This is a genomic window from Methylosinus sp. Sm6 (assembly GCF_019802345.1).
In the GTDB taxonomy this organism is placed as follows: Bacteria; Pseudomonadota; Alphaproteobacteria; order Rhizobiales; family Beijerinckiaceae; genus Methylosinus.
Genome location: NZ_JAINDZ010000006.1, coordinates 67,520 through 91,210, shown reverse-complemented (window position 1 = coordinate 91,210; position 23,691 = coordinate 67,520). Strand labels below are relative to the sequence as shown.

Below are 23,691 nucleotides of genomic sequence, written 5' to 3'. Positions count from 1 at the left end.
GCGAGCGCGCCCGCACGCCATCAACATCATATGAACGATAGTCGGAAGATCGAGCGCATTTGCGTTTATTGCGGCTCATCCGCGGGCGATGATCCGATTTTCACGCAGGCGGCCGAAGCGCTCGGCGCGGCGATCGCGCGCGAGAGAATGGAGCTCGTCTTCGGCGGCGGCTCTTGCGGGCTGATGGGCGTCGTCGCCGGCGCGGCGCTCGCCAATGGGGCGCGCGTCACCGGAATTATTCCCGGCTTTCTCGATGAGCGCGAGATCGCGCTGCCGACCGTCACCGAGCTGCAGGTCGTTCCCGACATGCATACGCGCAAGCGGCTGATGTTCGAGAAATCCGACGCTTTCGTGGCGCTGCCGGGCGGCATCGGCACGCTCGAGGAGCTGACCGAGCAATTGACCTGGATCCAGCTCGGTCGCCACAGCAAGCCGCTCGTCATCGCCGACATCGGCGGCTTCTGGAAGCCGCTCCTGTTGCTGTTCGCGCATATGCACAACGCCGGCTTCATTCGTCCGGGCTATGAGGTGCGCTATCTGGTGGCCGAGCGCATCGAGGATGTGATTCCGATGCTGCGCGCCGTTCACACGCCGCCGCAGGAAGGCGAAGCGCAAGACATCGAGCAGCATTTTTGAAAGAAGGGCGTTCCCTTCTCCCACTCGTGGGAGAAGGGACGCAGCTTCTATGTCGCGCCCGATGTCACGAGCTTATAAATGATGGCGTCGACCAGCGCCTCGAAGGAGGCGTCGACGACATTGGGCGAGACGCCGACCGTCGACCAGATCTCGCCCTTGGCGTCGGCGCATTCGACCAGCACGCGCGTCACCGCATCCGTGCCGCCCTGAAACACGCGCACGCGATAATCGACGAGCTTCACATCCTCGATGAAGGTTTGATATTTGCCGAGATCCTTGCGCAGCGCGACGTCGAGCGCATTGATCGGGCCATTGCCCTCGGCTGCCGAGATCGTCGAACGTCCGTCGATGCGCAGCTTCACGATCGCCTCGGCGCCGGCGTCGTCGGAGGCGCCGATCGCGCCGAAGCGGCGATCGACCGCGACGCTGTAGCGCTCGATGTCGAAATAATGCGGCAGCTCGCCGAGCACGCGCTTGGCCAGCAGAAAGAACGACGCGTCGGCGCCCTCATAGGCGTATCCTTGCGCCTCCTTCTCCTTTACTTCCTCGAGCAGCCGCGAAAGACGAGGATCATCCTTGCGCATCGGGACGCCGAGACGCTCGAGCTCGGCGACGATGTTGGATTTTCCCGCCTGATCGGACACCAGCACGCGGCGCTGATTGCCGACGCTCGAAGGCGGCACATGCTCGTAAGTGCGCGGATCGGTCAGCACGGCGGAGGCGTGAATGCCGGCCTTGGTGGCGAAGGCGCCGGCGCCGACATAGGGCGCGTGACGGTTCGGCGCGCGGTTCAGCAATTCATCGAGCGCATGGCTCGCGCGCGTCAGGCCCGTGAGGCTCTCGCGCGTCACGCCGATCTCGAAGCGCTCGGAAAACTCCTCCTTCAGCAGCAGAGTGGCGATGATGGTCGTCAGATTGGCGTTGCCGCAGCGCTCGCCCAATCCATTCAGCGCGCCCTGCACCTGGCGCACGCCGCCGCGCACCGCGGCGAGCGAGACGGCGACCGCCTGTCCGGTGTCGTCATGCGCATGAATGCCGAGCCGATCGCCCGGAATGACGCGCGCCACTTCCGCGACGATGCGCTCCACTTCGTGCGGCAGCGAGCCGCCATTGGTGTCGCAGAGAACGATCCATCTCGCGCCCGCCTCATGCGCGGCGATGGCGCAGCGAATAGCATAGTCGCGATTGTCCTTGTAGCCGTCGAAGAAATGCTCGCAGTCGACGAGCGCTTCCTTGCCGCGCGCCACAGCGGCGGCGACCGATTGGCGAATACCGTCGAGATTATCGTCGAGCGTCGAGCGCAGCGCGACGCGCACTTGATAATCCCAGGCCTTGGCGACGAAGGTGACGCAATCGCAATCGGCGTCGAGCAGCGCGGCGACTCCGGGGTCATTGCCGGCCGAGCGGCCCTGGCGGCGCGTCATGCCGAAGGCGGCGAAGCGCGCTTTGAGCTGCGGACGCTTCGCGAAAAATTCCGTGTCGAGCGGATTGGCGCCGGGATAGCCGCCTTCGATATAATCGACGCCGAGATCGTCGAGCAGAGCGGCGATCTGACGCTTGTCGGCGAGCGAGAAATCGACGCCTGTCGTCTGCGCGCCGTCACGCAAGGTCGTATCGAAGATCGTCAGCCGTTCCCGCGTCATCGCTGCTGCGCCTTTTCGTCCAGCGTCTTCTTCATCGTCGTGGCGCCGAGCCATTCGCCGCGCAGCTCGCGCAGGTTTCGTTGGTGGGGAATATATCCGCGCGCGGCAAAGAAATCGCGCGCGGCGTCGGAGGCGTCGACGCTGATCTCGCGCGCGCCGCGGCCGCGCGCGAGCTTCTCGAGCGCATCTATGAGCGCGGAGCCGACGCCGCGCCGCGCCGCGCGCGGATGCACATACAGCATGTCGAGCAGCGTCCCGTCACGCAGCGAGGCGAAGCCCGCGATCTCGCCGTCGAGCGAGGCGATGATGGTCAGCGCGCCGGCGAGCTTTTGGGCGAAGGCCGCTTCGTCATCCGCCGCGGCGGCCCAGGCGGCGCGCTGATCCTCGTCATAATCGTCGGCGGCGAGCGTCTCGACGCTCTCGCGAAAAATAGTCGCCAGCGCCGGCGCGTCGGCCGGCAGAAAAGGACGCAGGCCCGCAGGGGGCGCGGCGCGGGCCATCAGATCACCTCGAGCGCGCTCAGCACATGCCAGGCGAAGGCCGCGGCCAAAGCGAGGATGACGAGCTTGAACAGGAGGTACGACGCCCAATGCCCAGGGAAGGGGAGGTATTTGCGCCAGTCGATTTCAGGCATGGACGTCTCCTCGCGGTTGCGACGCTTGATTGTTATGCGATCCGGCAGGAAGCTCGCGTTGATGTCCAAGCTCACGCCATTTGCGCGGCGATTGCGCGCCACGAGCACGCCTGCAGAAGCGCTGTTGTGGCGTGAGCTGCGGGCCACGGGTTTTTGGAGTTGCGTTTCACCAATGACGAGGTGAAGGAGCGGCTCGACTGGGTGCTGCAGGAAATCCGCCGCGCCGCGGACATCGCCCGCTGCCGCGCGCCGAGGCGCCCTTTTCCGCGCCTGAACTAGATTCCGAGTGGTGGAGCGCGACTCCTTCTCCCCTGAGGAGAAGGTGGCCCCGCGAAGCGGGGTCGGATGAGGGGAACCCCGCTCTCCGCCAAAGCTCCCGGCGCCGTAGCCCCTCACCCGGCCGCTTCGCGGCCACCCTCTCCCTATGGGAGAGGGTTTGCGCGCGCTGGAGCAGGGGGCGGCGCTCACCGCTTCACCTCCCATGTCGTCGTGCCGTCCTTATTGTCCTTCAGCGCGACGCCCATCGCGGCGAGTTCGTCGCGGATACGGTCGGACTCGGCCCAGTTTTTCGCCGCGCGGGCGGCGAGGCGGCTCTCGATCAATGCTGAGACTTTCGCCACATCGACGGCCTCCCGCGTCTGCGCCTCCACCCAGCGCACATAAGCGCGAAGATCGACGCCGAGCAGCTTCAACGCGCCGCTCAGAGCGGCGCCATCCAGTTCGTGCAGCGTGGCGAGCGCCAGCGGCGTGTTGAGATCGTCGGCGAGCGCGTTCAGCACATCGCCGGAGACGCCCGGCTCGGCGGACGCCTCGCCCGCTTGCGCGCTCCATCTGCGCAGGCTCGCCTCCGCCTCCTCCAGCGCCTTCACGGTAAAATCGATCGGCTGGCGATAATGCGTCCGCAGCATCGCCAGGCGCAGCGCCTCGCCCGGCCATTTGCGTCCGCCGAAATTCTCCGTGTGCAGCAATTCGTGAATGGTCACGAAATTCCCCAGGCTCTTGGACATTTTTTCGCCCTCGACCTGCAGGAAGCCATTGTGCATCCAGTAATTCGCCATCGCCTCATGGCCGAAGGCGCAGCGCGTCTGCGCGATCTCGTTCTCGTGATGCGGGAAGACGAGGTCGATTCCGCCGCCGTGAATGTCAAAAGTCTCGCCGAGATGCTTCCACGACATCGCCGAGCATTCGAGGTGCCAGCCCGGCCGCCCGCGCCCCCAGGGCGACTCCCAGCCGGGCTCGCTGTCCTTGGACGGCTTCCACAGCACGAAATCCATGTCGCCGCGCTTATAGGGCGCGACGTCGACGCGCGCGCCGGCGATCATCTCGTCGAGCGGGCGGCGGGACAGCCGGCCGTAATCGGCCATGGACGGCACGTCGAACAGCACATGGCCGTCGGCGGCATAGGCATGGCCGGAGGCGATCAGCCGCTCGACGATGGCGATCATCTCGGCGATATGTTCTGTCGCGCGCGGCTGCACGCTGGGCGGCAGGCAGCCGAGCGCGGCCACATCGGCCTGGAAGACGGCGTTGGTGCCCTCGGTCAGCTCGCGGATCGAAATGCCGCGCTCGGCGGCGCGGGCGTTGATCTTGTCGTCGACGTCGGTGATGTTGCGGACATAGGTCACATGCTCCGCGCCATAGAGATGGCGCAGCAGCCGGAACAGCACGTCGAAGACGATCAGCGGCCTTGCGTTGCCGATATGGGCGTAGTCATAGACGGTCGGCCCGCAGACATACATGCGCACATGGGCCGGATCGAGCGGCCGGAACTCTTCCCTGACGCGCGTCAGCGTGTTGTAGAGCTTCAAAACGGGAGCGTCGGACGACATGATTTCCCCTCGGCCTGCCGGCCCGGGGCGTCATTTGTGTCGAAGAGAGACGTGACGGCTCCGGCCAGCGATTTCGCTAGCTGATAATGATCCGACAAAGGCGGGAGCGGAGCGTGCGTAGCATGGCGTTAACATGCGCGCTCCCGTGGCTTCCGTCAAGGCGCCGCGGCGCCGCAGAGCGAGGCGGAACGGATGACTGAGAGCTGGGAGGAGCTGGCCAGAGCCCGCACGGCGGCGGGCGACGAGCTGATCCTGCGCCGCCGCGCAGGAATCTTCGAGATCCGCTGCAACGGCTATGATCTCATGTCCAATCGCGCGCATCGCTCGGAGGAAGCGCTGGCGCAGCTGGCGCTCGAGGAGCTGCGCGCGCCGGCGCCGCGCATCCTCGTCGGCGGCCTCGGCCTCGGCTTCACCCTGCGCGCCGCGCTGCACGCCGCCCCGCCGGAGTCGCGCGTGACGGTCTGCGAGCTGCTGCCCGAGATCGTCGCCTGGAACCGCGGCCCGCTGGCCCTGCTCGCCGGCCGCCCCCTCGACGATCCGCGCGTCACTCTGCGCATCGGCGACATCGCCGCGCTGATCGCCTCCGCCGACCGCCGCTTCGACGCCGTGCTTCTCGACGTCGACAATGGACCGGACGCGCTCTGCTGCGCGGCCAATGGCGGGCTCTATTCGCCCGAGGGGCTCGCGCGGCTGCGATCCGCGCTCACGACGGAAGGCGTGCTGGCCGTATGGTCCGCCGATCCCTCGCCCAATTTCGAAGCGGCGCTCGACGCGGCCGGATGGGCGTGGCGCGCGCAGGAAATCGCTGCGCGCGGCGTCGCAGGCGATCCGTTGCATGTGGTCTACACGGCCCGCCGGTTCTGAGCGCCGAATTCCACGAGGCGGTCGCTTTTCGCGCTAATATGCGCGCGGCGAATCTACCCCGAGAGGATCGGCGAATGCGACTTTTCTGGCGTCAACTCATTGCGGCGGCTTTCGTTTGCGCGCTCGGCTCGGCGGCGCTGGCGCAGCAGCCGCGCGTCATTCCCCAGTCGCATGCGGACGCGGTGCTCTCCTTCTCGCCGATCGTCAAAAAGGCGACGCCGGCGGTCGTCAATGTGTTTGCGACGCGCATCGAGCAGCGGCCGGCCAATCCTTTCTTCGATGATCCGATCTTCCGCCGCTTCTTCGGCGAGGGCGGCGGCGGGCCGCGCGGCCCGACCGCGCAATCGCTCGGCTCCGGCGTCATCGTCGATCCGAGCGGAATCGTCGTCACCAATAATCACGTCATCGAGGGGATGACCGATGTGAAGGTGTCGCTCGCCGACAAGCGCGAGATTCCGGCCAAGATCCTGCTGCGCGACCCCCGCACCGATCTCGCCGTGCTGAAGCTGACCGAAGGCTCCGCCTTCCCGACCATGGAGCTCGGCGATTCGGACGCGCTCGAGGTCGGCGACCTGACCCTCGCCATCGGCAATCCCTTCGGCGTCGGCCAGACGGTGACGCAGGGCATCGTCTCGGCGCTCGCCCGCACCCAGGTCGGCATCTCGGACTATGGCTTCTTCATCCAGACCGACGCCTCCATCAATCCCGGCAATTCAGGCGGTCCGCTCGTCGATCTGAACGGGCGCGTCGTCGGCATTAATTCGGCGATCTTCTCCAAATCGGGCGGCTCGGTCGGCATCGGCTTCGCCATTCCGGTCAATATGGTCAAGATCGTCGTGGCGGCCGCCAAGGGCGGCGGCCATCAGGTGAAGCGCCCGTGGCTCGGCGCCACGCTGCAGAATCTCTCCAAGGAGATTTCCGACGGGCTCGGCCTCGAGCGGCCGGCCGGCGCGCTGATCGCCGACCTCTTCGCCAAGGGGCCGGCGTCGGACGCGGGGCTGAAGCGCGGCGACGTCATCGTCTCGGTGGACGGCCAGTCGGCGGACGATCCGGAGGCGGTCGGCTATCGCCTCGCGACCAAGCCCCTCGGCGGCCAGGCGACGCTCGGCGTGCTGCGCGGCGGCAAGACCGTGTTCCTGCCGCTGCGCCTCTCCCCGGCGCCGGAAACGCCGCCGCGCGATCCGGTGAAGGTGAAGGGCTCCTCGCCCTTCGCGGGCGCGACAGTGGTCAATCTGTCGCCGGCGGTCATCGAGGAGCTGTCGGTGCAGGGAGTCGCGGCCGGCGTGGTCGTGACCGAGATCGACCAGAATTCGGTCGCCGCACGCCTCAATCTGCAGAAGGGCGATGTCATCCTCGCCATCAATGACGAGAAGATCGGCTCGAGCCGCGAGCTGGAGCAGGCGACCGGCGGGCGCCGCTATTACTGGAAGATCACGCTGGCCCGTGGCGGCCAGGTGTTCACGACCGTGGTGGGGGGATAGGAGCCATGCGCCGTCGGGCGGCTTCGTGACGGCCTGCGGCGCGCTTCGCTCACGCCTCTCTCGGCGCGAGACGCTCGACCTTTATCGACGCCGAGCGGGCTCGGATCCGAGCGAGATCGTAATTGACTTGCATATGCATCCAAGCGTCCGATCATCGAGCCGAACTGTAAAATCAAACTTTACGTCGGTCAAATTGCGTCTTGAAGGCGCAACGCTTCGCCCGTCAGCCTTCAGTGGAGGCTGACGGTCTGCAGCTGGTGCTCCCAGGCGTTGGCCCGCGCGCCCTCTTCCGTATCGGCGAGCACGATCGGGCTGCCGTCAGCGCCGAGCAGGGCGAACAGGGTGATGCCCGGCTGGATCGGAGGCGCCTGCGGATAGAGCCGCGTCACATCTTCCGACCGCATGGTCCGCACATAGGCGATGGCTCCGTCGCCGAGATGGGCGAATTGCTCGGGGGTCAGAAGGGGGAGCTTTCTCTCGGTTGCGGTCTTGCCTTCCATGACACTCTCCTCGGCGGTCGATACGACCCGCCTCACGGGCGCCTACCTTCGTAGCACAGGAGATATTTGTACATCGTAGCCCCGGATTGTTAGGGGCGGCGCCGCGGATTCTCGCTTCGGCAACGCTAGAGCCGTTTGGAGCGAATTCTGATCGCTCGAACGATTCCGTTCGAGCGGAAAGCGCTCTAGAGGTCGATAACCAGCCGCGCCGGGTCCTCGAGCTGCTCTTTGACCCTCACCAGAAAGGTCACCGCCTCCTTCCCATCGACGATGCGATGGTCGTAGGAGAGGGCGAGATACATCATTGGCCGGATCTCGATCTTGCCGGCGACGACCACCGGCCGCTCCTCGATCTTGTGCATGCCGAGAATGCCCGATTGCGGGGCGTTGAGGATCGGCGTCGACATCAGCGAGCCATAGACGCCGCCATTGGAAATGGTGAAGGTGCCGCCGGTCAGATCCTCGAGGTCGAGCCGGCCTTCGCGGGCCCGGCGGCCGAACTCGCCGATCGCCTTCTCGATCTCGGCGACGCTGAGCCGGTCGGCGTCGCGCACCACCGGCACCACGAGGCCCTTCTCCGTGCCCACCGCCACACCGATGTGGCAGTAATGCTTGTAGATGACGTCGGCGCCGTCGATCTCGGCGTTGACGGCCGGGATTTCCTCCAGCGCCTTACAGCAGGCCTTCACGAAGAAGCCCATGAAGCCGAGCTTCACATGATGCTTCTTCTCGAACAAATCCTTGTAGCGGTTGCGCAGCGCCATCACCGCCGACATGTCGACCTCGTTGAAGGTGGTCAGCATGGCGGCGCTGGCCTGCGCCTCCTTGAGGCGCTTGGCGATGGTCTGGCGCAAGCGCGTCATGCGGACGCGCTCCTCCCGCTCGGCGTCGCCGGGGGCGGAGGCGGGGCGCGGCGCCGGCGGCGCGATAACCGGGGCGGGCGGCGGCGCGACGGGAGCCGGCGCCGGCCTGGTGGCGAGCGCCAGCACATCCTCTTTCAACACCTGCCCCTGCTTGCCCGAGCCGATGACGCCCGAGAGGTCGAGGCCCTGCTCGCGGGCGATCTTGGCGGCGGAAGGCGCCGGCGGACGACTCGGCGCCTCGGCGACAGCCACGCCGGCGGCGGCCGCGACGGGCTCGGGCGCCGGCGCCGCGACCGCCGCCGCACGCGGCGCGACAGCGGCGGCGGCGCCGTCGGAAATCTGGCCGAGCAGAGCGCCCGGCGTCACCGTCTCGCCTTCCTTGGCCAGCGTCTCGGCGAGCACGCCGGCGGCCGGGGCGTTCACCTCGAGGGTCACCTTGTCGGTCTCGAGCTCGACCAGCGGCTCATCGGCGGCGACGGCGTCGCCCGCCTTCTTGAACCAGCGGCCGATCGTCGCCTCGGTGACCGATTCGCCGAGGGTGGGAACGCGGATTTCCGTCATGTTCACTCCGCCGCCAGGGAAGACACGCGCGCCGAGAAGGCTTCATCCAGAAAGGCCCGAAGCTGCGCCTGATGTTTGGACATGGTGCCGGCCGCCGTCGCCGCCGAGGCGGGCCGGCCGATATAGCGAGCGCGCTTCGACTTGCCGCCGGCCTGGGTCAGCACCCATTCGAGATAAGGCTCGACGAAGAACCAAGCGCCCATGTTCTTGGGCTCCTCCTGACACCAGAACACATCGGCCTGCTTGAAGCGCGACAGCATGGTGACGAGGCCCTTCAGCGGGAAGGGATAGAGCTGCTCCACGCGCAGCAGATAGACATCGTTCGCGCCGCGCGACTCGCGCTCCTCCAGAAGGTCGTAATAGACCTTGCCCGAGCACATGATCACGCGAGCGATGCGATCGTCCGGCGCCAAGCGGAAAGACTCATTGGGATGCAGCTCGGCGTCGTCGGAGATGAAGCGATGGAACATCGTTCCCTCGCCCATGTCGTCGAGGCGCGAGACGCAGCGCTTATGGCGCAGCAGCGATTTCGGCGTCATCAGCACCAGCGGCTTGCGAATGTCGCGATGCAGCTGCCGGCGCAGGATATGGAAGTAGTTCGCCGGCGTCGAGCAATTGGCGACCTGCATATTGTCCTCGGCGCAGAGCTGCAGATAGCGCTCGAGCCGCGCCGAGGAATGCTCCGGCCCCTGGCCCTCATAGCCATGCGGCAGCAGGCAGACGAGGCCGGACATGCGCAGCCATTTGCGCTCGCCCGCCGACAGGAACTGGTCGAAAATCACCTGCGCGCCATTGGCGAAATCGCCGAATTGCGCCTCCCACAGCACCAGCGAGCGCGGCTCGGCGAGCGAATAGCCATATTCGAAGCCGAGCACCGCCTCTTCCGAGAGCATCGAATTGATGACCTCGAAACGCCCCTGCCCCTGGCCGAGATGCTCCAGCGGCAGATAGCGGGATTCATCCTCCTGATCGACCAGCACCGAATGGCGCTGCGAGAAGGTTCCGCGCTCGCTGTCCTGCCCGGAGAGGCGGACATTATAACCCTCCGCCAGCAGCGAGCCGAAGGCCAGCGCTTCCGCCGTCGCCCAGTCGATTCCGGCGCCGCTCACGATCGCCGCGCGTCGCGAATCGAGGAAGCGCTGAATCGTGCGATGGATGTGGAAGGTCTCGGGAACTTTGGTGAGCTCGTCGCCGATGCGGCGCAGCGTCTCGACCGGAACGCCGGTCTTGCCGCGGCGCTCGTCCTCGGAAGATTGATAGCCGGGCTTCACGCCCGCCCAGCGACCGTCGAGCCAATCGGCCTTATTGGGCCGATAGGATTGCGCCGCCTCCATCTCCTGCTCGAGGCGCTGGCGCCATTCGGTCTTGATCGCCTCGACGTCCTCGCGCGTCAGCAAGCCTTCCCCGATCAGCTTTTCCGCATAGAGATCGAACGTCGTCTTATGCGCCCTGATCTTCTTGTACATCAGCGGCTGGGTGAAGGCCGGCTCGTCGCCCTCGTTATGGCCGAAGCGGCGATAGCACCACATGTCGATGACGACGGGCTTCTGGAATTGCTGGCGGAACTCCGTCGCGATGCGCGCGGCGTAGACCACAGCCTCCGGATCGTCGCCATTCACATGGAAGATCGGCGCCTCGACCATCTTCGCCACATCCGAAGGGTAGGGCGACGAGCGCGAATAGCGCGGATAGGTGGTGAAGCCGATCTGATTATTGATGATGAAATGCACCGAGCCGCCGGTGCGATGGCCCTTCAGCCCCGAGAGACCGAAGCATTCCGCGACGACGCCCTGGCCGGCGAAGGCCGCGTCGCCATGGATCAGCAACGGCATCACGCAGCGGCGCTCATTGTCGGGGCAATGATATTGATCCTGCTTGGCGCGCACCTTTCCGAGCACGACGGGATCGACGATCTCGAGATGCGACGGATTGGCGGTGAGCGACAGATGCACCTTATTGCCGTCGAATTCGCGGTCCGACGAGGCCCCGAGGTGATATTTCACATCGCCCGAGCCCTCGACCTCGTCCGGCAGAAAGGAACCGCCCTTGAACTCGTGGAACAATGCGCGATGCGGCTTGCCCATCACCTGGCACAGCACGTTGAGACGCCCGCGATGCGCCATGCCGAGCACGATCTCCTTCGCGCCCAGCGCGCCGCCGCGCTTGATGATCTGCTCCAGCGCCGGCACGATGGATTCCGAGCCGTCGAGGCCGAAGCGCTTGGTGCCGGTGTATTTCACATCGAGGAATTTCTCGAAGCCTTCCGCCTCGACCAGCTTGCGCAAAATGGCCTTCTTGCCTTCGGCGGTGAAGGCGATCTCCTTCTTGGGGCCCTCGATGCGGGACTGGATCCAGGCCTTCTCCTCGGGATTGGAGATATGCATGAACTCATAGCCGATCGGCCCGCAATAGGTGCGGCGCAGGATCGCCACCATCTCGAAGACGCTGGCGTATTTCATGCCCATCACGCCGTCGATGAAGATCTTGCGGTCGTAATCGTCGTCGGAGAAGCCATAGGTGCCGGGATGCAGCTCGCCATGGTCGTGGCGCTCGCTATCCTGGCGCTGCTCGAGGCCGAGCGGATCGAGATTGGCGTGCAGATGGCCGCGCATGCGATAGGCGCGAATCATCATCAGGGCGCGCACGCTGTCCCGCGCCGCGCGCTGGATCTCCTCGGCCGAGGGCGGCGCCGCCGGCTTTTCGGCGCCTTTGCTCGGCGCGGGCTTGGCCGGCTCTCCGCCGGCCAGCGCCGCGGCGAGCTCGTCGGTCGGCAGGATCGGCCAACCCGGCCGCGCCCAGGACGGGCCCGCCGGCCCCGCCGGCTCGCCGATCGCGCCGAGGCTCGCAAAATACTCCCTCCAAGCCGGGCCGACAGAGGATGGATCGGCCTCATAGGCTGCGAGCAGATGTTCGACATAAGCGGCGTCGACGCCCTGCAGAGCCCGGCTCTGCGCAGTCGCGCTCCTGCGCGGCTGCGGAGCGTTTCCCGCCGAACCGCCATTCGTCTCGAGACGCGCCATTTGTTTTATCTCCCGAGCGTCGAGCTCGTATAAAGTAGAGCGAAATCCTTTTTACGCTTCATTACGATTTCGCTTCGTCGCCGGAGACGACGAGAGGCCGGCGCCTCGCGGCGTCGGCTCCGTTCATTCGCCGGGCTCCGGCTTTCGATCGCGTGCATGAGCAAAAGCGCGGGGCTCCCGAAGCCCCCTCCCCAGCCCTCCCCCGCTTCGCGGGAGAGGGAGCACACACCGCGCGTCATCGAAGGTTCACGAATCGCCGGTCGCCTCCCTCGCCCGCGAAGCGGGGGAGGGTGAGGGAGCGGGCCGCGCCGCCTTCGATCCGCGTTCCACTCAGCCGTTCAGCACCTCGACGAGAGTCCTGCCGAGGCGCGCAGGCGAAGGCGATACCTTGATCCCGGCCGCTTCCATCGCCGCGATCTTGCTCTCGGCGTCGCCCTTGCCGCCGGAGACGATGGCTCCGGCATGACCCATGCGCCGCCCGGGCGGAGCCGTGCGGCCGGCGATGAAGCCGACCATCGGCTTCTTGCGGCCGCGCTTGGCCTCGTCGATGAGGAACTGAGCCGCATCCTCCTCCGCCGAGCCGCCGATTTCGCCGATCATGATGATGGATTTGGTGGCGTCGTCGGCCAGAAACAACTCCAGCACCTCGATGAAGTCGGTTCCCTTGACCGGATCGCCGCCGATGCCGACCGCGCTGGTCTGGCCGAGACCCTCGCGGGTCGTCTGGAACACGGCCTCATAGGTCAGCGTGCCGGAGCGGGAGACGACGCCGACCGAGCCTTTGCTGAAGATATTGCCCGGCATGATGCCGATCTTGCTCTCGCCCGCGGTGACGACGCCCGGGCAGTTCGGCCCGATGAGCCGCGACCGGGAGCCGGACAGAGCGCGCTTGACGCGGATCATGTCGTGCACCGGCACGCCTTCGGTGATGGCGACGATGAGCGGAACCTCGGCGTCGATCGCCTCGCAAATGGCGTCGGCCGCGCCCGGCGGCGGCACATAGATGACGCTGGCCTCGGCGCCGGTCCTCTCCCGCGCCTCGGCGACCGTGTCGAAGACGGGAAGGTCGAGATGCGTCGAGCCGCCCTTGCCCGGCGAGACGCCGCCGACCATGCGCGTGCCGTAGAGGATGGCCTGCTCCGAATGGAACGTGCCGTTCTTGCCGGTGAATCCTTGACAGATAACCTTGGTGTTCGTGTCGATGAGGACGGACATTTGGGTCCCTGGGGCGTCGCGGCGCAGCCTCGCCGCCGGAATCGGACCGCCGACCTCCCGCCACGAGTTTCCTGTGGGAGGGGTCGCAGCGGATTTTTCAGGCCGGGAGGCGCGTCTTGGCTGCGCTTCGGCCCGCACCCTCGCAAAATATCGAGACGCGTCGCTCGCATCAAGACGCCGAGCAGTCGAAGCGGCTTCAGCCGCTGCGCGAAATTATGGCAGCATGCCCGTCTTTTCCCATGGCAGGAGAATTTCTAGGCGCCGGCCCACGCATCACGCACGAAAAAGCCGGGCGCGCCGCGCACTGCGAGCCTATATCTTATCGGAACCCGACCGAAACAGAGAGGGCGCATGGATCGGCAGGCCGTGCGGCGCGAGAGCCGCTTCGTTTCCGCCGCGGACGGTCTGCGTCTGCATTATGTCGACTACCTGCCCGCGCAGAGCGGCGCCGCCACGCCCGTCGTCTGCCTGCCCGGCCTCACGCGCTCGGCGGAGGACTTCGAGCGACTGGCGGAAGCGCTGGCGCAACGAGGACGCCGCGTGCTGGCGCTCGACTATCGTGGGCGCGGCCTGTCCGATTGGGACACCGACTGGCGCCGCTACAGCCTCGATGTCGAGGACGCCGATATTCTGGCGACGCTCGAAGCGGCGGGCGTCACTCGGGCGATTTTCGTCGGCACGTCGCGCGGCGGCATTCATATCATGCGCTTTGCGGCGCGGCGGCCGGAGATTCTGCGAGCGGCGGTCGTCAACGACATCGGCCCGATCATCGACGCGGGCGGCCTGCGCCGCATCAAGAGCTATGTCGGCCGCATGCCGACAGTGCCGTCGCTCTCCATCGCGCTCGCCTCGCTGAAGCTCGTCGCCGGCCCGCAATTTCCCGCTCTGAGCCAGGACGAATGGGAGGCCTTCGCCCGCGCGACTTTCACCGAAGCGAACGGAAAGCTGGCGCTGCGCTACGACCCTGAGCTCGCCCATGTGCTGGACGAGATCGGCCCCGACAGCGGCCCGCTGCTGTTTGCGGAGGAGTGGCAGGCGATGGCGCCGATCCCGACGCTCGTCATCCGCGGCGGCAATTCCGACCTGCTGTCGAAGGAGACTTTCGAGGCGATGGCCGAGGGCCATCCGCTGCTCGAGCGGCTGACGGTCGAAGGCCAGGGCCATGCGCCGCTGCTCTTGGACGCGCCGACGATCGAGGCGGTCGCGGATTTTGTGGAGAGGCGGGGGTAGCGACGCTCAATCCCCCAGCGGATGCAGGTCCCTCACCATGGCGCGGATGCGCTCGTCGAGCACATGCGTATAGATCTGCGTGGTCGAAATATCAGCGTGGCCGAGCAATTCCTGCACGACGCGCAGATCCGCGCCGTTCTGCAGGAGATGGCTGGCGAAGGCGTGGCGCAACGCATGCGGGCTGATGTCGCGCGCGGAAAGTCCCGCGGCGGCGGCGGCCGTCTTCAGGTCGCGAGCGAAAGCTTGGCGCGTCAAATGCCCCTCGGCGGCGTCCGACGGAAACAGGAAAGGCGAATCGGCGAGCCCCGGCGCGTGCTTGGCCAAAAGCGCGCGAAACACCGTGAGCGCGGCCTTGGCGCGCGGCGTCATCGGCGCGAGCCGCTCCTTGGAGCCCTTGCCGCGCACGGTGAAGAAATCATCGCGGCTGCGCGCCGCGCCCGCCGGCAGCGAGACCAGCTCCGACACGCGCAGGCCGGTGGCGTAGAGCGTCTCCAGCAGCGCGTAGAGCCGCGCCGCGCGCAGGCGCTCGCCGGCCGGACGGCTCTCATCTTCGAGCCCCTCCCGCGCCATGTCGAGCAGGCGCTCGACCTCATCGACGGAGAGAATGTCCGGCGCGCTGCGCTGGCGGCGCGGACCTTCGAGCGGGGCGGAGGGGTCGTCGGCGCGATAGCGGTCCACATAGAGGAATTTGTGGAACTGGCGCAGCGCCGAGAGCCGCCGCGCGCTGGTCGCGGCGGTCATGCCGCGCGTCTCCAACGCGGCGAGATAGGCGCGCAGCCCCTCGGTCGAGACCGAGAGCGGCTCGGCGCCGGCGCGCGCGAGATGGGCGAGATAATCCTCGAGGTCGCGCCGATAGGCGTCGAGCGTGTTGCGCGCCGCGCCGCGCTCGGCGGCGAGCATGTCGAGATAGGCGCCGATCAGCGGATGGCGCTTCGCCTCGCCCATGGGTCGCTCACTTGTTGAGACGCTGCGGATTGATCGTCTGCGTCATCTCGCGCGGCTGCGGCGTGACCGTGCCGACGACCGCCAGCATGCCCGCATAGGCGAGGCCGGCGAGAACGGCGACGATGACCAGAAAGCGGATCAGGCTGGGCACGACTGCGCCTCACGAAGAACATCGGCTCGGCCGGGTATCGCGCGAAGCCGAGGCGATTGCAACGGCGCCGGCACCTCTAAAATATCGGAGTCGCCGCGTCCGTCCATGCCCGACGCAGCGACAGAGTCAACGAACCACCACCCGAGTGCCGACATGGACGCGGTCGTAGAGGTCGACCACATCCTCGTTCATCATGCGGATGCAGCCGGAGGAGACGTTCTGGCCGATGGTGGTGGGCTCATTGGTGCCGTGGATGCGGTAGAGCGAGCCGCCGAGATAGAGCGCGCGCGCCCCGAGCGGATTGGCCGGGCCGCCAGCCATGTGACGCGGCAGATCGGGGCGGCGCGCGAGCATTTCGGCCGGCGGGGTCCAGTCGGGCCATTGCGCCTTGCGCGTGATCGGCTTGACCCCGGTCCAGGTGAAGCCGGGACGGCCGACGCCGATACCGTAGCGCATCGCGCGGCCATGGGCGAGCACGTAGTAGAGCAGCTTATTGTCCGAATCGACGACGATCGTCCCCGGCCGCTCGCCGCCGCCATAGTCGACCTCGGCGCGCTGGAAGACCGGCTCGATCTCCCGCTGCACATTGGCCTGCTGCGGCGGCGCATAGGCCGCGAGCTGCATGTGCGCCGGCGCTTGCGCCTGCGGCGCGCGGCGCGCATGGCTCGGCGTGGAGCCGGTCACCAGCAGCTCGATGAAGCCCCCGCCATAGGCGCCGGGAGAGACGGCGGCGACCGCTGCCGGCGCCGGCTCGGGCGCGGCGATAGGCGCCGGCGGGGCCGCGAACAGGCGCGCGGCCTCGCGCTCGCCGATGCCGGGCACGACGCGCGGCTCGGCAAAGGCGCCGGATGCGAGGGCCAGACAGAAGGCGGTCGTGAGAGCGCGGAGGGGCGCGGCTTGGGCAAAGGCTCTTCGACGCATGGAACGCGTAAACCCTCTTCGCGCCGATCAGAACATCGGCGCCATCTATTGTGAATGCTGACAAAGACAAGGATAAGCTCACGAATTCGAATGTAAATATGAAGCATTCATTATGGTTATCGTTTACGAAACAGCCGATGCGGCGTGGTGAATATTTCGCTAATGCTCGAGAGCCCTTTCCGATCGAACGGCATCGTTCGATCGATCGGAATGCGCTCCAAATCAAATGAACTGGAGCCGTTTCCGATCCACTCGGATCGGAAACGGCTCGAGAGCGCGTCGCCGCTTCACCCGTCGTCTTCGTCCTCGAGCTCCTGAATCGGCAAGGCCACCGAGATCCGCGCTCCACCGAGCCGCCCATTCTCGATCGCCATCCGCCCGCCGAGCGCCTGCACGCGCTCGCGCATTCCCGACAGGCCATGGCCGAAGCGATGCCGGTCCGGCAACCCGACGCCGTCGTCCTCGACGGTGATCTGCAGGCCTGGCGCGCATTCCTGTTCCGACTCGCCGTCGGCAAAAAGCGGCAGCGAGGCGAACTCGATCCGGATCTCGGCGAATTTCGCCCGCGCGTGCCGATAAATATTCGTCGTGGCCTCCTGCACGACGCGATAGGCGGTCGAGGCGGTCGGCTCATCCAAGGACGAGAGATCGTGAGGAGAAACCAGCTCGCAGACGACATCGGGACGGCTCGCCCGCCAGGACGCGATCAAATCCTCGACGGCGGCGCCGAGCCCGAACTCGGCCAGGCCGCGCGGCCGCAATCGATCGAGCAGGCTTCGGACCAGAGTCTGGATCGCCTCGCTCGCCTTGTCGACGTCGAAGCAGGCGCGGCGCAGGCGCGCTATATCCGGCGCGGGGCTGGCGGCGATGTCGAGCAGCGTCACGGCGCCGGCGCGGATCGAGAACAGGCACGGGCCCGCCTCGTCGTGGAGATCGCGCGCGATTTCCTTTCGCTCCTTGTCCTGGACGCGAATGAGCTCATTCAGGAGACGCCGGTTCTCGGCCTTGACGTGATCGAGCGTCGCGGCGAGCGAGTTCAGCGCGTCGGCAATGCTCCTGAACTCCTCGGCTCCATGCGGCGCGACGCGAACATTGGTCTTGCCCGCCTCGAGATCGGCGAGCGCGCGTCGCATTCCCTCGAAGGGCTTCAGCGACGAACGAACGAAGACGAGAACGACGCCGAAAAAGGTCACGGTGACGGAGAGGCTGATGAAAGCGAGCCAGGACACATCCGCCCAGATCTCGGCGAGCTCGTCGATCGGATTGGAGACAATGGCGATGCGGCCGTCGTCGGCGCCGCGCATGAGAGCGCTCGGCAACATGCCGAGCCGCAGGATCGAGACTCTGGTGGGCGCATCGACCAGAGCGACGAACCAGTCCGGCACGCCGCTCTCCGCTCGCGCCTTCGGCCGCAAGCGGGCGAGCGAAGCCGCATCCTCGTTCTTGACGATCTTGATGTCGACGTGGCGGAGCGCGCCGAGGCTCTCGTAGAAACGCCGCAGGGCGGGCGCCGGATCGGCGGTTTCCTGCAGGCTCGCCAGCGCCGTCGCCAGCAGCTCATGCGTGAGCCGCACCGTCGTCTCGTCCTCCGCGCGGATGCGCGGCCCCGCATGCAAGACCAGCACAGCGACATTGACGAGAAAGGTCATGACCAGGACGACGCCGACGAGCCGGCTCAGTCCAGATTTGAGAGATCGCGCGCGCATGGCTTCACCCCGTCGCCCTCGACGACGCGATGTCGATGGCGGTTCATCCCGACGATGACACGGTGTTTCGCCTGCGGGCTACGGAAAATCTCCCGATCCGCCTGTTGCGATTGCCGAATATTCCTGATTTTATCGGGAAAAGCAGGGGCGCGCCCGGGACCGGTGGCGTGATTCAGTCGATTCGATGGGCTGAAATAGCGAGCCTGAAGGCTCGCGCTCCGAGCGCGGCCCCTGGACCGCGAGCCTTCGGGCTCGCCCTCGAGGCCCATCAGTTTCGATGAAGCGGACCACGAGCCGAGCGGGACGAGATCAGATGTCGATGTCGGCCCAAATCGCCGCATGGTCGGAGGCGGCCTCGACGGCTCTCGTGATCTCCGGATAATGCGGGAACAGCGTTCCATTGCGGCCGCCCCACACCCCGAGTCGAAAGATGCCGCCCGCGCGCGCGGCGTCGAAGAGCGCCGGCGAGAGCAGAATATAGTCGATCTTATTGGCGGCGGTCCCATTGGCGAACGTGCCGGGCCGGCCGCCGTCGTCGAAGCTCGCGTGCTCGCTGATGTCCTTCAGATCGGTCTGGCGCAGCAGCGGCACGAGCGGCGCGCTGTCGGGCGTGTCGTTGAGATCGCCGATCACGGCGACATAGGTCTCGCTTTCGCGAAGACGCGCGTAGATCTGCTTCACCCGCGCCGCCTGCCGCTGCCGCCGTAGATTGGACGTCGTCTGCGAGCCGAATCCCTTGCTCTTGAAATGATTGACCAGCACATGCAGCGCATTGCCTTGCGGCGTGCGGACCTCATAATGCGCGCAGTCGCGGCTGAAGATGCGCCCCTGCGCGTCGCTATCGTCCACATGGGTGCGAATCGCCTCGACCTCATAGGCTTCGCGCGCATAGAGGCCGACATCGATGCCGCGGTCGTCATTGCCGTCGATCAGCAGCGCATGGGCGTAGGGAACGCCGCCCATCGCGCCGATGAGATTTTCGTTGAAGCGAACCAGCGCCGGCCGGCTCTCGGCCTCGATGACGCCGAGCACATCGGCGCCGACGTCATTGATGACGCGCGCCGTGTTGCGCGTCGCCTCCTCATTCACTTCCTCGCGCTTCAGCTCGACCCAGCCGATCCAGTCCGCGCGCCCCTCCGCCACGATCTCGACGCCGTCGCGCGAGCGCTTCAGGAGACGCCCGCGATTCTGGCGCAGAACGGCGAAGCCGTTGGGACCGGGATCGTCGGCTTTGTCGAGCCGCAAGGTCTCGAGCAGGCGGATGATCTTGGCCTTGTCGGCGCCGGTATAGGTCGGCTTGGCGAGGATGACGCCGAGCTCGGCATGCGCCTCGAGCGCCTTCTTGCCATCCGTATAGGCCTCGCCATTCATGGCGCGGGCGCGCAGGAAAAGATTTTCGAGATTATAGGATGCGAGCTTCATTCCTTGCTCCCATCGAAATGCGCGTCGAAAAATGTCGATGCGTCGGCGCGCGATTATACCGGGTTTCTCGCAATTTTCGAGCCTGCGCGGAGCGGCGCCCTCGCCCGCTCCGCGGCCCCTTTCGGCGCGGCCGACATTGGTCGGGCTTCGACCGGCTCACTGCCAATTTCGATTGATGAACTCGTCTGCTTCGCTCCGCAATTTCATCGCCAGAGGATGGTCGGGCTCGATCACGTGAAACGCCGCGCCGGCCGGCGCGACGAAGCTCGCATTCGCCGGATCATTGCACGTGTTCGTCCTCTTGCTGTAGCGCGAGCACTCGCCAGTGAAGATATCGAAACGCTGCTTGCCCTTTATCGCCGAGCCGACGTCGCCGACGACGAAGCAGCCATCGACGGTCTTTGCCGACTGTGGGCAAACCTTGTCTCGCATATCTGGAATGAAGATCACCGTGCCGCTCGGATAATGCCTCGGATCAGCGGCGAGCGTGCGACAGGGATCCAACGCATTCGTCATATTATGCGGACCTCTGCCGCTTCCTTTGCCGAATTTGTAGGTGATCGCATCGCGCCGAACGCCGCTCGTGCTCGGATAATTGTACAAGTAATTTCCGACCAGGCATGACCCTTCTATGTTGAGACAAGCGCGGCGATCTTCCGGCTTCAGCCTGCCATCGGGACCAGGGGCAAACAGCGGCGTAAAGTATTGTGTCGCACGCTGAACGCCATATTTGGGAAACTCATCCGCATGGGAGGCGATCTCGGCGCATGTCGGAGCCAGGAACTGGCTGATCGCTCGCTTTTCGGGCAGGGCTTCCTGCGCGGCGGCCAGAGACGGAAGGACGGCTATGGCCAAAGAGAGCTTCGGCGCGATTTTGGGCGTGAGCGCCGGCGCATCGAGAGAAGAGCGAAATCTAAGGATAAAACTCATTGCTTTTCTCCTGCTTTTCGGGTCGTCGGCAGGACGGCCCTGAAATTGAACTGAGTGAAAAACGAAATGATCTGCGTCGACGGTTTTGAAGCCGCACGACAGCGAGCCTGAAGGCTCGCTCAAAGCGGCGGGAGATGCTCTCCCTTCGCCGCTTCAGCGTCCGGCGCCGACGCGCGCTGTCGGTCGGGCGCTCTGCTCGGCAGCGCCGACAATCTCATAGGCGCCGGGCGTCGCCAGCAGCGTCTCCAGAAGCGCGAGATTGAGGCGGTGGCCGCCGCGATAGGAGCGGAAGGCGCCGATGATCGGCGCGCCGGCGAGGGCGAGGTCGCCGAGGACGTCCAGCATCTTGTGGCGCACGAATTCGTCGGCGAAGCGCAATCCCTCGGGATTGAGAATGCGCTCCTCGGCGATGACCACCGTGTTGTCGAGAGAGGCGCCGAGCGCGAGGCCGGAGCGCCAAAGCCGCTCGGCGTCGCCGAGGAAGCCGAAGGTGCGGGCGCGGGCGAGCTCGGCGCGGAACCGCGCCGGCGTGAGGGAGAGCCGGCGGCGCATGCGGCCGATCGGCGCGCCGGGAAATGAGATTTCCACATCCATGTGGAAGCCGCCGGCGGGCGCGGGCGCGAGCTCCGCCCAGGCGGCGCCGTCGCAGACGCGCACCGGCGCGCGCAGGAGAATCGCCCGCCGCGGCGCCGGCAGCGGAACGACGCCGGCCTCGTCGATCGCGGCGACGAAGGCCGCCGCCGAGCCGTCCATCGCGGGGACTTCCGGCCCGTCGATGTCGACGACGGCATTGTCGACGCCGAGGCCGTTCAAGGCCGCCATCAGATGCTCGATCGTGGCGACGCTTCCCTCGCCGGCGCCGATGCGCACGCTGAGATCGGTCGAGGAGACGTTGCGAGCAAGGGCGGCGATGGACGCGTCGACCGCCGAAGCGCGGCCGCCGCGCGAGAAGACGACGCCGGAGCCGGCGTCGCCGGGCGACAGCACGATCCGCGCGGGACGTCCGCTATGCGCGCCGACGCCTTCGAGCGTCACGGCGGCCGCCAACGTCGTCTGCAGATTTGTCGATGGGCGCGATCTCATGAGCTCATGCCGACCCGAGCAAGGAACACCACTGGTCATTCGGGGCGCCGGATCGCGAGCGCCCGAGGCCCCGCGCCTCTGAAGACGCACCATAGCCGCGGCCGCGGCGCTTCGCCAGTCACGCTTTCTTACAGATTGTTACCGGCTCCGCAGCGTCGCGGCGGCAAATAAATAGACCCGCCGTGGCGGGTCTAGAGCGCTTTCCGATCGAACGGAACCGTTCGATCGATCAGAATTCGCTCGAAAGAAAGAAGGCTAGAGCATCATCCGATCCGATCGGATGACGCTCTAGCGCCGTCGACGCCGGCGCGCGGTCAGGAATTCACCTGCCGGCGCAGGAAGGCCGGGATCTCGAGCTGCTCCTCCTCGAGCGAGCGGACAGGCGCGCGGCGGCCGTGCGGGTCGAGACCGGCGTGGCCTGTTGGCGCAGGAGCCGGAGCGGCCGGCCGCTTGGCGTAATCCGCATGGGACGGCGCGGGCGCCGCGGCGGTCCGCTGCGGCGGGCGCGGCGCGGCGGACGGCGCCGTCGGCATCGCGTCTTCCTGCCGGCTGGCGCCGAAGGAGGCGAGACGCTCGAGCAGCGTGCGCCGGCGCGCCTCAGGCGCGGTCCCGGCGCCCGCGGGCGGCTGCAGATATTCGCCGCGCGCCTGGCGATATTGCTCCTGGATCGGCCGCGGAAAATCCTCGATCTGCGGCAGGCGCGTGCGCGGCAGCTCGGGAGCCGGGGGAATATAGGGCCCCTCCGACTCGGGCGCGGGGGCGCGCGCCGGCTCCATCATCGGCTCGGGCGCCGCATAGGTCGGCCGGACAGTCTGGACCGGCTCGATATAGACGCCATGCGACGACATCGGCGCCCCATGCGCGGGCTCCGCATAATAGGACGGAGCGGGCCGCTCCGGAGCCGGCGCCGGCCGCGGCTCGGCATAGGCGTGCGGAGCCGGCTGCGGCGCGGTCTCGACGACGATCGGCTGGGCGGTCGGCGCGGGCTGCGACCGGTGAGACGCCGCCTGCGCGCGCAGGCGCTCGGCGGCTTCGGCGAGGCGCGCCTCGGCGGCCGCGCTGTCCTCCATGGCGGCGCTCGGCAGATCGATGCCGGTCGCCACCACCGACACGCGCACGACGCCCTCGAGCGAGGAGTCGAAGGTCGCGCCGAGGATGATGTTGGCGTCCTCATCCACCTCCTGGCGGATGCGGCTCGCCGCCTCGTCCACTTCATACAGCGTCAGGTCGTTGCCGCCGGTGATGGAGATCAGCAGGCCGCGCGCGCCCTTCATCGACACTTCGTCGAGCAGCGGATTGGCGATCGCCGCCTCCGCCGCGAGGCTGGCGCGGCGCTCGCCGGTCGCCTCGCCGGTGCCCATCATCGCCTTGCCCATGCCGCGCATGATCGAGCGCACGTCGGCAAAATCGAGATTGATGAGGCCTTCCTTCACCATGAGGTCGGTGACCGAGGCGACGCCCGAATAGAGCACCTGGTCGGCCATGGCGAAGGCGTCGGCGAAGGTGGTCTTCTCTGTGGCGATGCGGAACAGATTCTGGTTCGGAATGATGATCAGCGTGTCGACCGACTTCTGCAGCTCGGCGATGCCCGATTCGGCGATGCGCAGGCGGCGCGAGCCTTCGAAATGGAAGGGCTTGGTGACGACGCCGACGGTGAGAATGCCCATCTCCCGCGCGATGGAGGCGATGACCGGCGCGGCGCCCGTGCCGGTGCCGCCGCCCATGCCGGCGGTGACGAACACCATATGCGAGCCGGAGAGATGGTCGCGGATTTCCTCGCGCGCTTCTTCCGCGGCGGCGCGGCCGACTTCCGGCTGGGCGCCGGCGCCGAGGCCTTCGGTCACCTGCAGGCCCATCTGAATGATGCGCTCGGCGCGCGAGGAGGCGAGCGCCTGCGCGTCGGTGTTGGCGATCAGAAAGTCCACCCCGGAGAGGCCCGACATGATCATGTTGTTGACGGCGTTGCCCCCGCCGCCGCCGACGCCGCACACCAGAATGCGGGGCTTCAATTCCCGGAGCTCGGGCGCTTTGAGATTGATCGTCATTTTGTGAGGCCT

20 protein-coding genes are annotated in these 23,691 nt (G+C 66.8%); 4 read left to right on the top strand and 16 right to left on the bottom strand.

Features of this window, described 5'->3' with window-relative positions; translation table 11 throughout:
- Positions 1-30 precede the first annotated feature (30 nt).
- Complete coding sequence (locus K3F48_RS06180) at positions 31-636, top strand: TIGR00730 family Rossman fold protein (protein ID WP_222574551.1); 606 nt, start codon at positions 31-33, stop codon at positions 634-636.
- A gap of 47 nt (positions 637-683) precedes the next feature.
- On the opposite strand, the gene cimA is transcribed toward K3F48_RS06180, so the two are convergent.
- The 4 genes from cimA to cysS form a co-directional block, all read right to left on the bottom strand.
- Positions 684-2,279 (bottom strand): citramalate synthase, encoded by a 1,596-nt coding sequence (cimA, locus tag K3F48_RS06175; protein ID WP_222574550.1) that lies wholly within the window; start codon positions 2,277-2,279, stop codon positions 684-686.
- Entirely contained in the window at positions 2,276-2,779 is a 504-nt protein-coding gene (locus K3F48_RS06170; RefSeq protein ID WP_222574549.1) for a GNAT family N-acetyltransferase, read from the bottom strand. The genes cimA and K3F48_RS06170 overlap by 4 nt, the downstream gene beginning before the upstream one ends.
- Positions 2,779-2,913, bottom strand: a complete 135-nt coding sequence (locus K3F48_RS24230) for a hypothetical protein (protein WP_255608403.1) — start codon at positions 2,911-2,913, stop codon at positions 2,779-2,781. The genes K3F48_RS06170 and K3F48_RS24230 overlap by 1 nt, the downstream gene beginning before the upstream one ends.
- Positions 2,914-3,377: 464 nt before the next feature.
- Positions 3,378-4,742: a cysteine--tRNA ligase gene (gene cysS, locus K3F48_RS06165; RefSeq protein ID WP_222574548.1), complete on the bottom strand. Its 1,365-nt coding sequence runs from the start codon at positions 4,740-4,742 to the stop codon at positions 3,378-3,380.
- 192 nt (positions 4,743-4,934) lie between these two features.
- Between cysS and K3F48_RS06160 the strand changes: the two genes are divergently transcribed.
- Positions 4,935-5,606, top strand: a complete 672-nt coding sequence (locus K3F48_RS06160; RefSeq protein ID WP_222574547.1) for a spermidine synthase — start codon at positions 4,935-4,937, stop codon at positions 5,604-5,606.
- A gap of 74 nt (positions 5,607-5,680) precedes the next feature.
- Complete coding sequence (locus tag K3F48_RS06155) at positions 5,681-7,087, top strand: Do family serine endopeptidase (protein ID WP_222574546.1); 1,407 nt, start codon at positions 5,681-5,683, stop codon at positions 7,085-7,087.
- A 230-nt stretch (positions 7,088-7,317) separates the two neighbouring features.
- On the opposite strand, the gene K3F48_RS06150 is transcribed toward K3F48_RS06155, so the two are convergent.
- The 4 genes from K3F48_RS06150 to sucD all read right to left on the bottom strand — a co-directional run bounded on the left by K3F48_RS06150 (position 7,318) and on the right by sucD (position 13,246).
- Positions 7,318-7,587, bottom strand: a complete 270-nt coding sequence (locus K3F48_RS06150; RefSeq protein ID WP_222574545.1) for a DUF1150 domain-containing protein — start codon at positions 7,585-7,587, stop codon at positions 7,318-7,320.
- 185 nt (positions 7,588-7,772) lie between these two features.
- On the bottom strand, positions 7,773-9,011 hold the full coding sequence (gene odhB, locus K3F48_RS06145; protein ID WP_222574544.1) for a 2-oxoglutarate dehydrogenase complex dihydrolipoyllysine-residue succinyltransferase: 1,239 nt from the start codon (positions 9,009-9,011) through the stop codon (positions 7,773-7,775).
- 2 nt (positions 9,012-9,013) lie between these two features.
- Positions 9,014-12,031 (bottom strand): 2-oxoglutarate dehydrogenase E1 component, encoded by a 3,018-nt coding sequence (locus K3F48_RS06140; RefSeq protein WP_222574543.1) that lies wholly within the window; start codon positions 12,029-12,031, stop codon positions 9,014-9,016.
- A 330-nt stretch (positions 12,032-12,361) separates the two neighbouring features.
- Positions 12,362-13,246, bottom strand: a complete 885-nt coding sequence (sucD, locus tag K3F48_RS06135; protein WP_222574542.1) for a succinate--CoA ligase subunit alpha — start codon at positions 13,244-13,246, stop codon at positions 12,362-12,364.
- Positions 13,247-13,597: 351 nt separating this feature from the next.
- Between sucD and K3F48_RS06130 the strand changes: the two genes are divergently transcribed.
- Positions 13,598-14,476, top strand: coding sequence for an alpha/beta fold hydrolase (locus tag K3F48_RS06130; RefSeq protein ID WP_222574541.1), 879 nt, complete (start codon positions 13,598-13,600; stop codon positions 14,474-14,476).
- A 6-nt stretch (positions 14,477-14,482) separates the two neighbouring features.
- Here the strand turns inward: K3F48_RS06130 and K3F48_RS06125 are convergent, their stop codons facing one another.
- The 8 genes from K3F48_RS06125 to ftsZ all read right to left on the bottom strand — a co-directional run bounded on the left by K3F48_RS06125 (position 14,483) and on the right by ftsZ (position 23,679).
- Positions 14,483-15,421, bottom strand: coding sequence for a site-specific tyrosine recombinase XerD (locus K3F48_RS06125; protein WP_222574540.1), 939 nt, complete (start codon positions 15,419-15,421; stop codon positions 14,483-14,485).
- A gap of 7 nt (positions 15,422-15,428) precedes the next feature.
- On the bottom strand, positions 15,429-15,572 hold the full coding sequence (locus tag K3F48_RS06120) for an oxidoreductase (protein ID WP_222574539.1): 144 nt from the start codon (positions 15,570-15,572) through the stop codon (positions 15,429-15,431).
- Between the two features lie 126 nt (positions 15,573-15,698).
- Positions 15,699-16,493 (bottom strand): L,D-transpeptidase, encoded by a 795-nt coding sequence (locus tag K3F48_RS06115; protein ID WP_222574538.1) that lies wholly within the window; start codon positions 16,491-16,493, stop codon positions 15,699-15,701.
- 287 nt (positions 16,494-16,780) lie between these two features.
- A complete protein-coding gene (locus K3F48_RS06110) occupies positions 16,781-18,199 on the bottom strand; it encodes a histidine kinase (protein WP_222574537.1) in 1,419 nt (472 codons plus the stop codon).
- A gap of 309 nt (positions 18,200-18,508) precedes the next feature.
- Complete coding sequence (locus K3F48_RS06105) at positions 18,509-19,621, bottom strand: endonuclease/exonuclease/phosphatase family protein (RefSeq protein WP_222574536.1); 1,113 nt, start codon at positions 19,619-19,621, stop codon at positions 18,509-18,511.
- Between the two features lie 156 nt (positions 19,622-19,777).
- Positions 19,778-20,551, bottom strand: a complete 774-nt coding sequence (locus K3F48_RS06100) for a 3D domain-containing protein (RefSeq protein ID WP_222574535.1) — start codon at positions 20,549-20,551, stop codon at positions 19,778-19,780.
- A gap of 153 nt (positions 20,552-20,704) precedes the next feature.
- Positions 20,705-21,634: a UDP-3-O-acyl-N-acetylglucosamine deacetylase gene (lpxC, locus tag K3F48_RS06095; protein ID WP_222574534.1), complete on the bottom strand. Its 930-nt coding sequence runs from the start codon at positions 21,632-21,634 to the stop codon at positions 20,705-20,707.
- Between the two features lie 314 nt (positions 21,635-21,948).
- Positions 21,949-23,679, bottom strand: a complete 1,731-nt coding sequence (gene ftsZ, locus K3F48_RS06090; protein ID WP_222574533.1) for a cell division protein FtsZ — start codon at positions 23,677-23,679, stop codon at positions 21,949-21,951.
- Between the last annotated feature and the right edge of the window lie 12 nt (positions 23,680-23,691).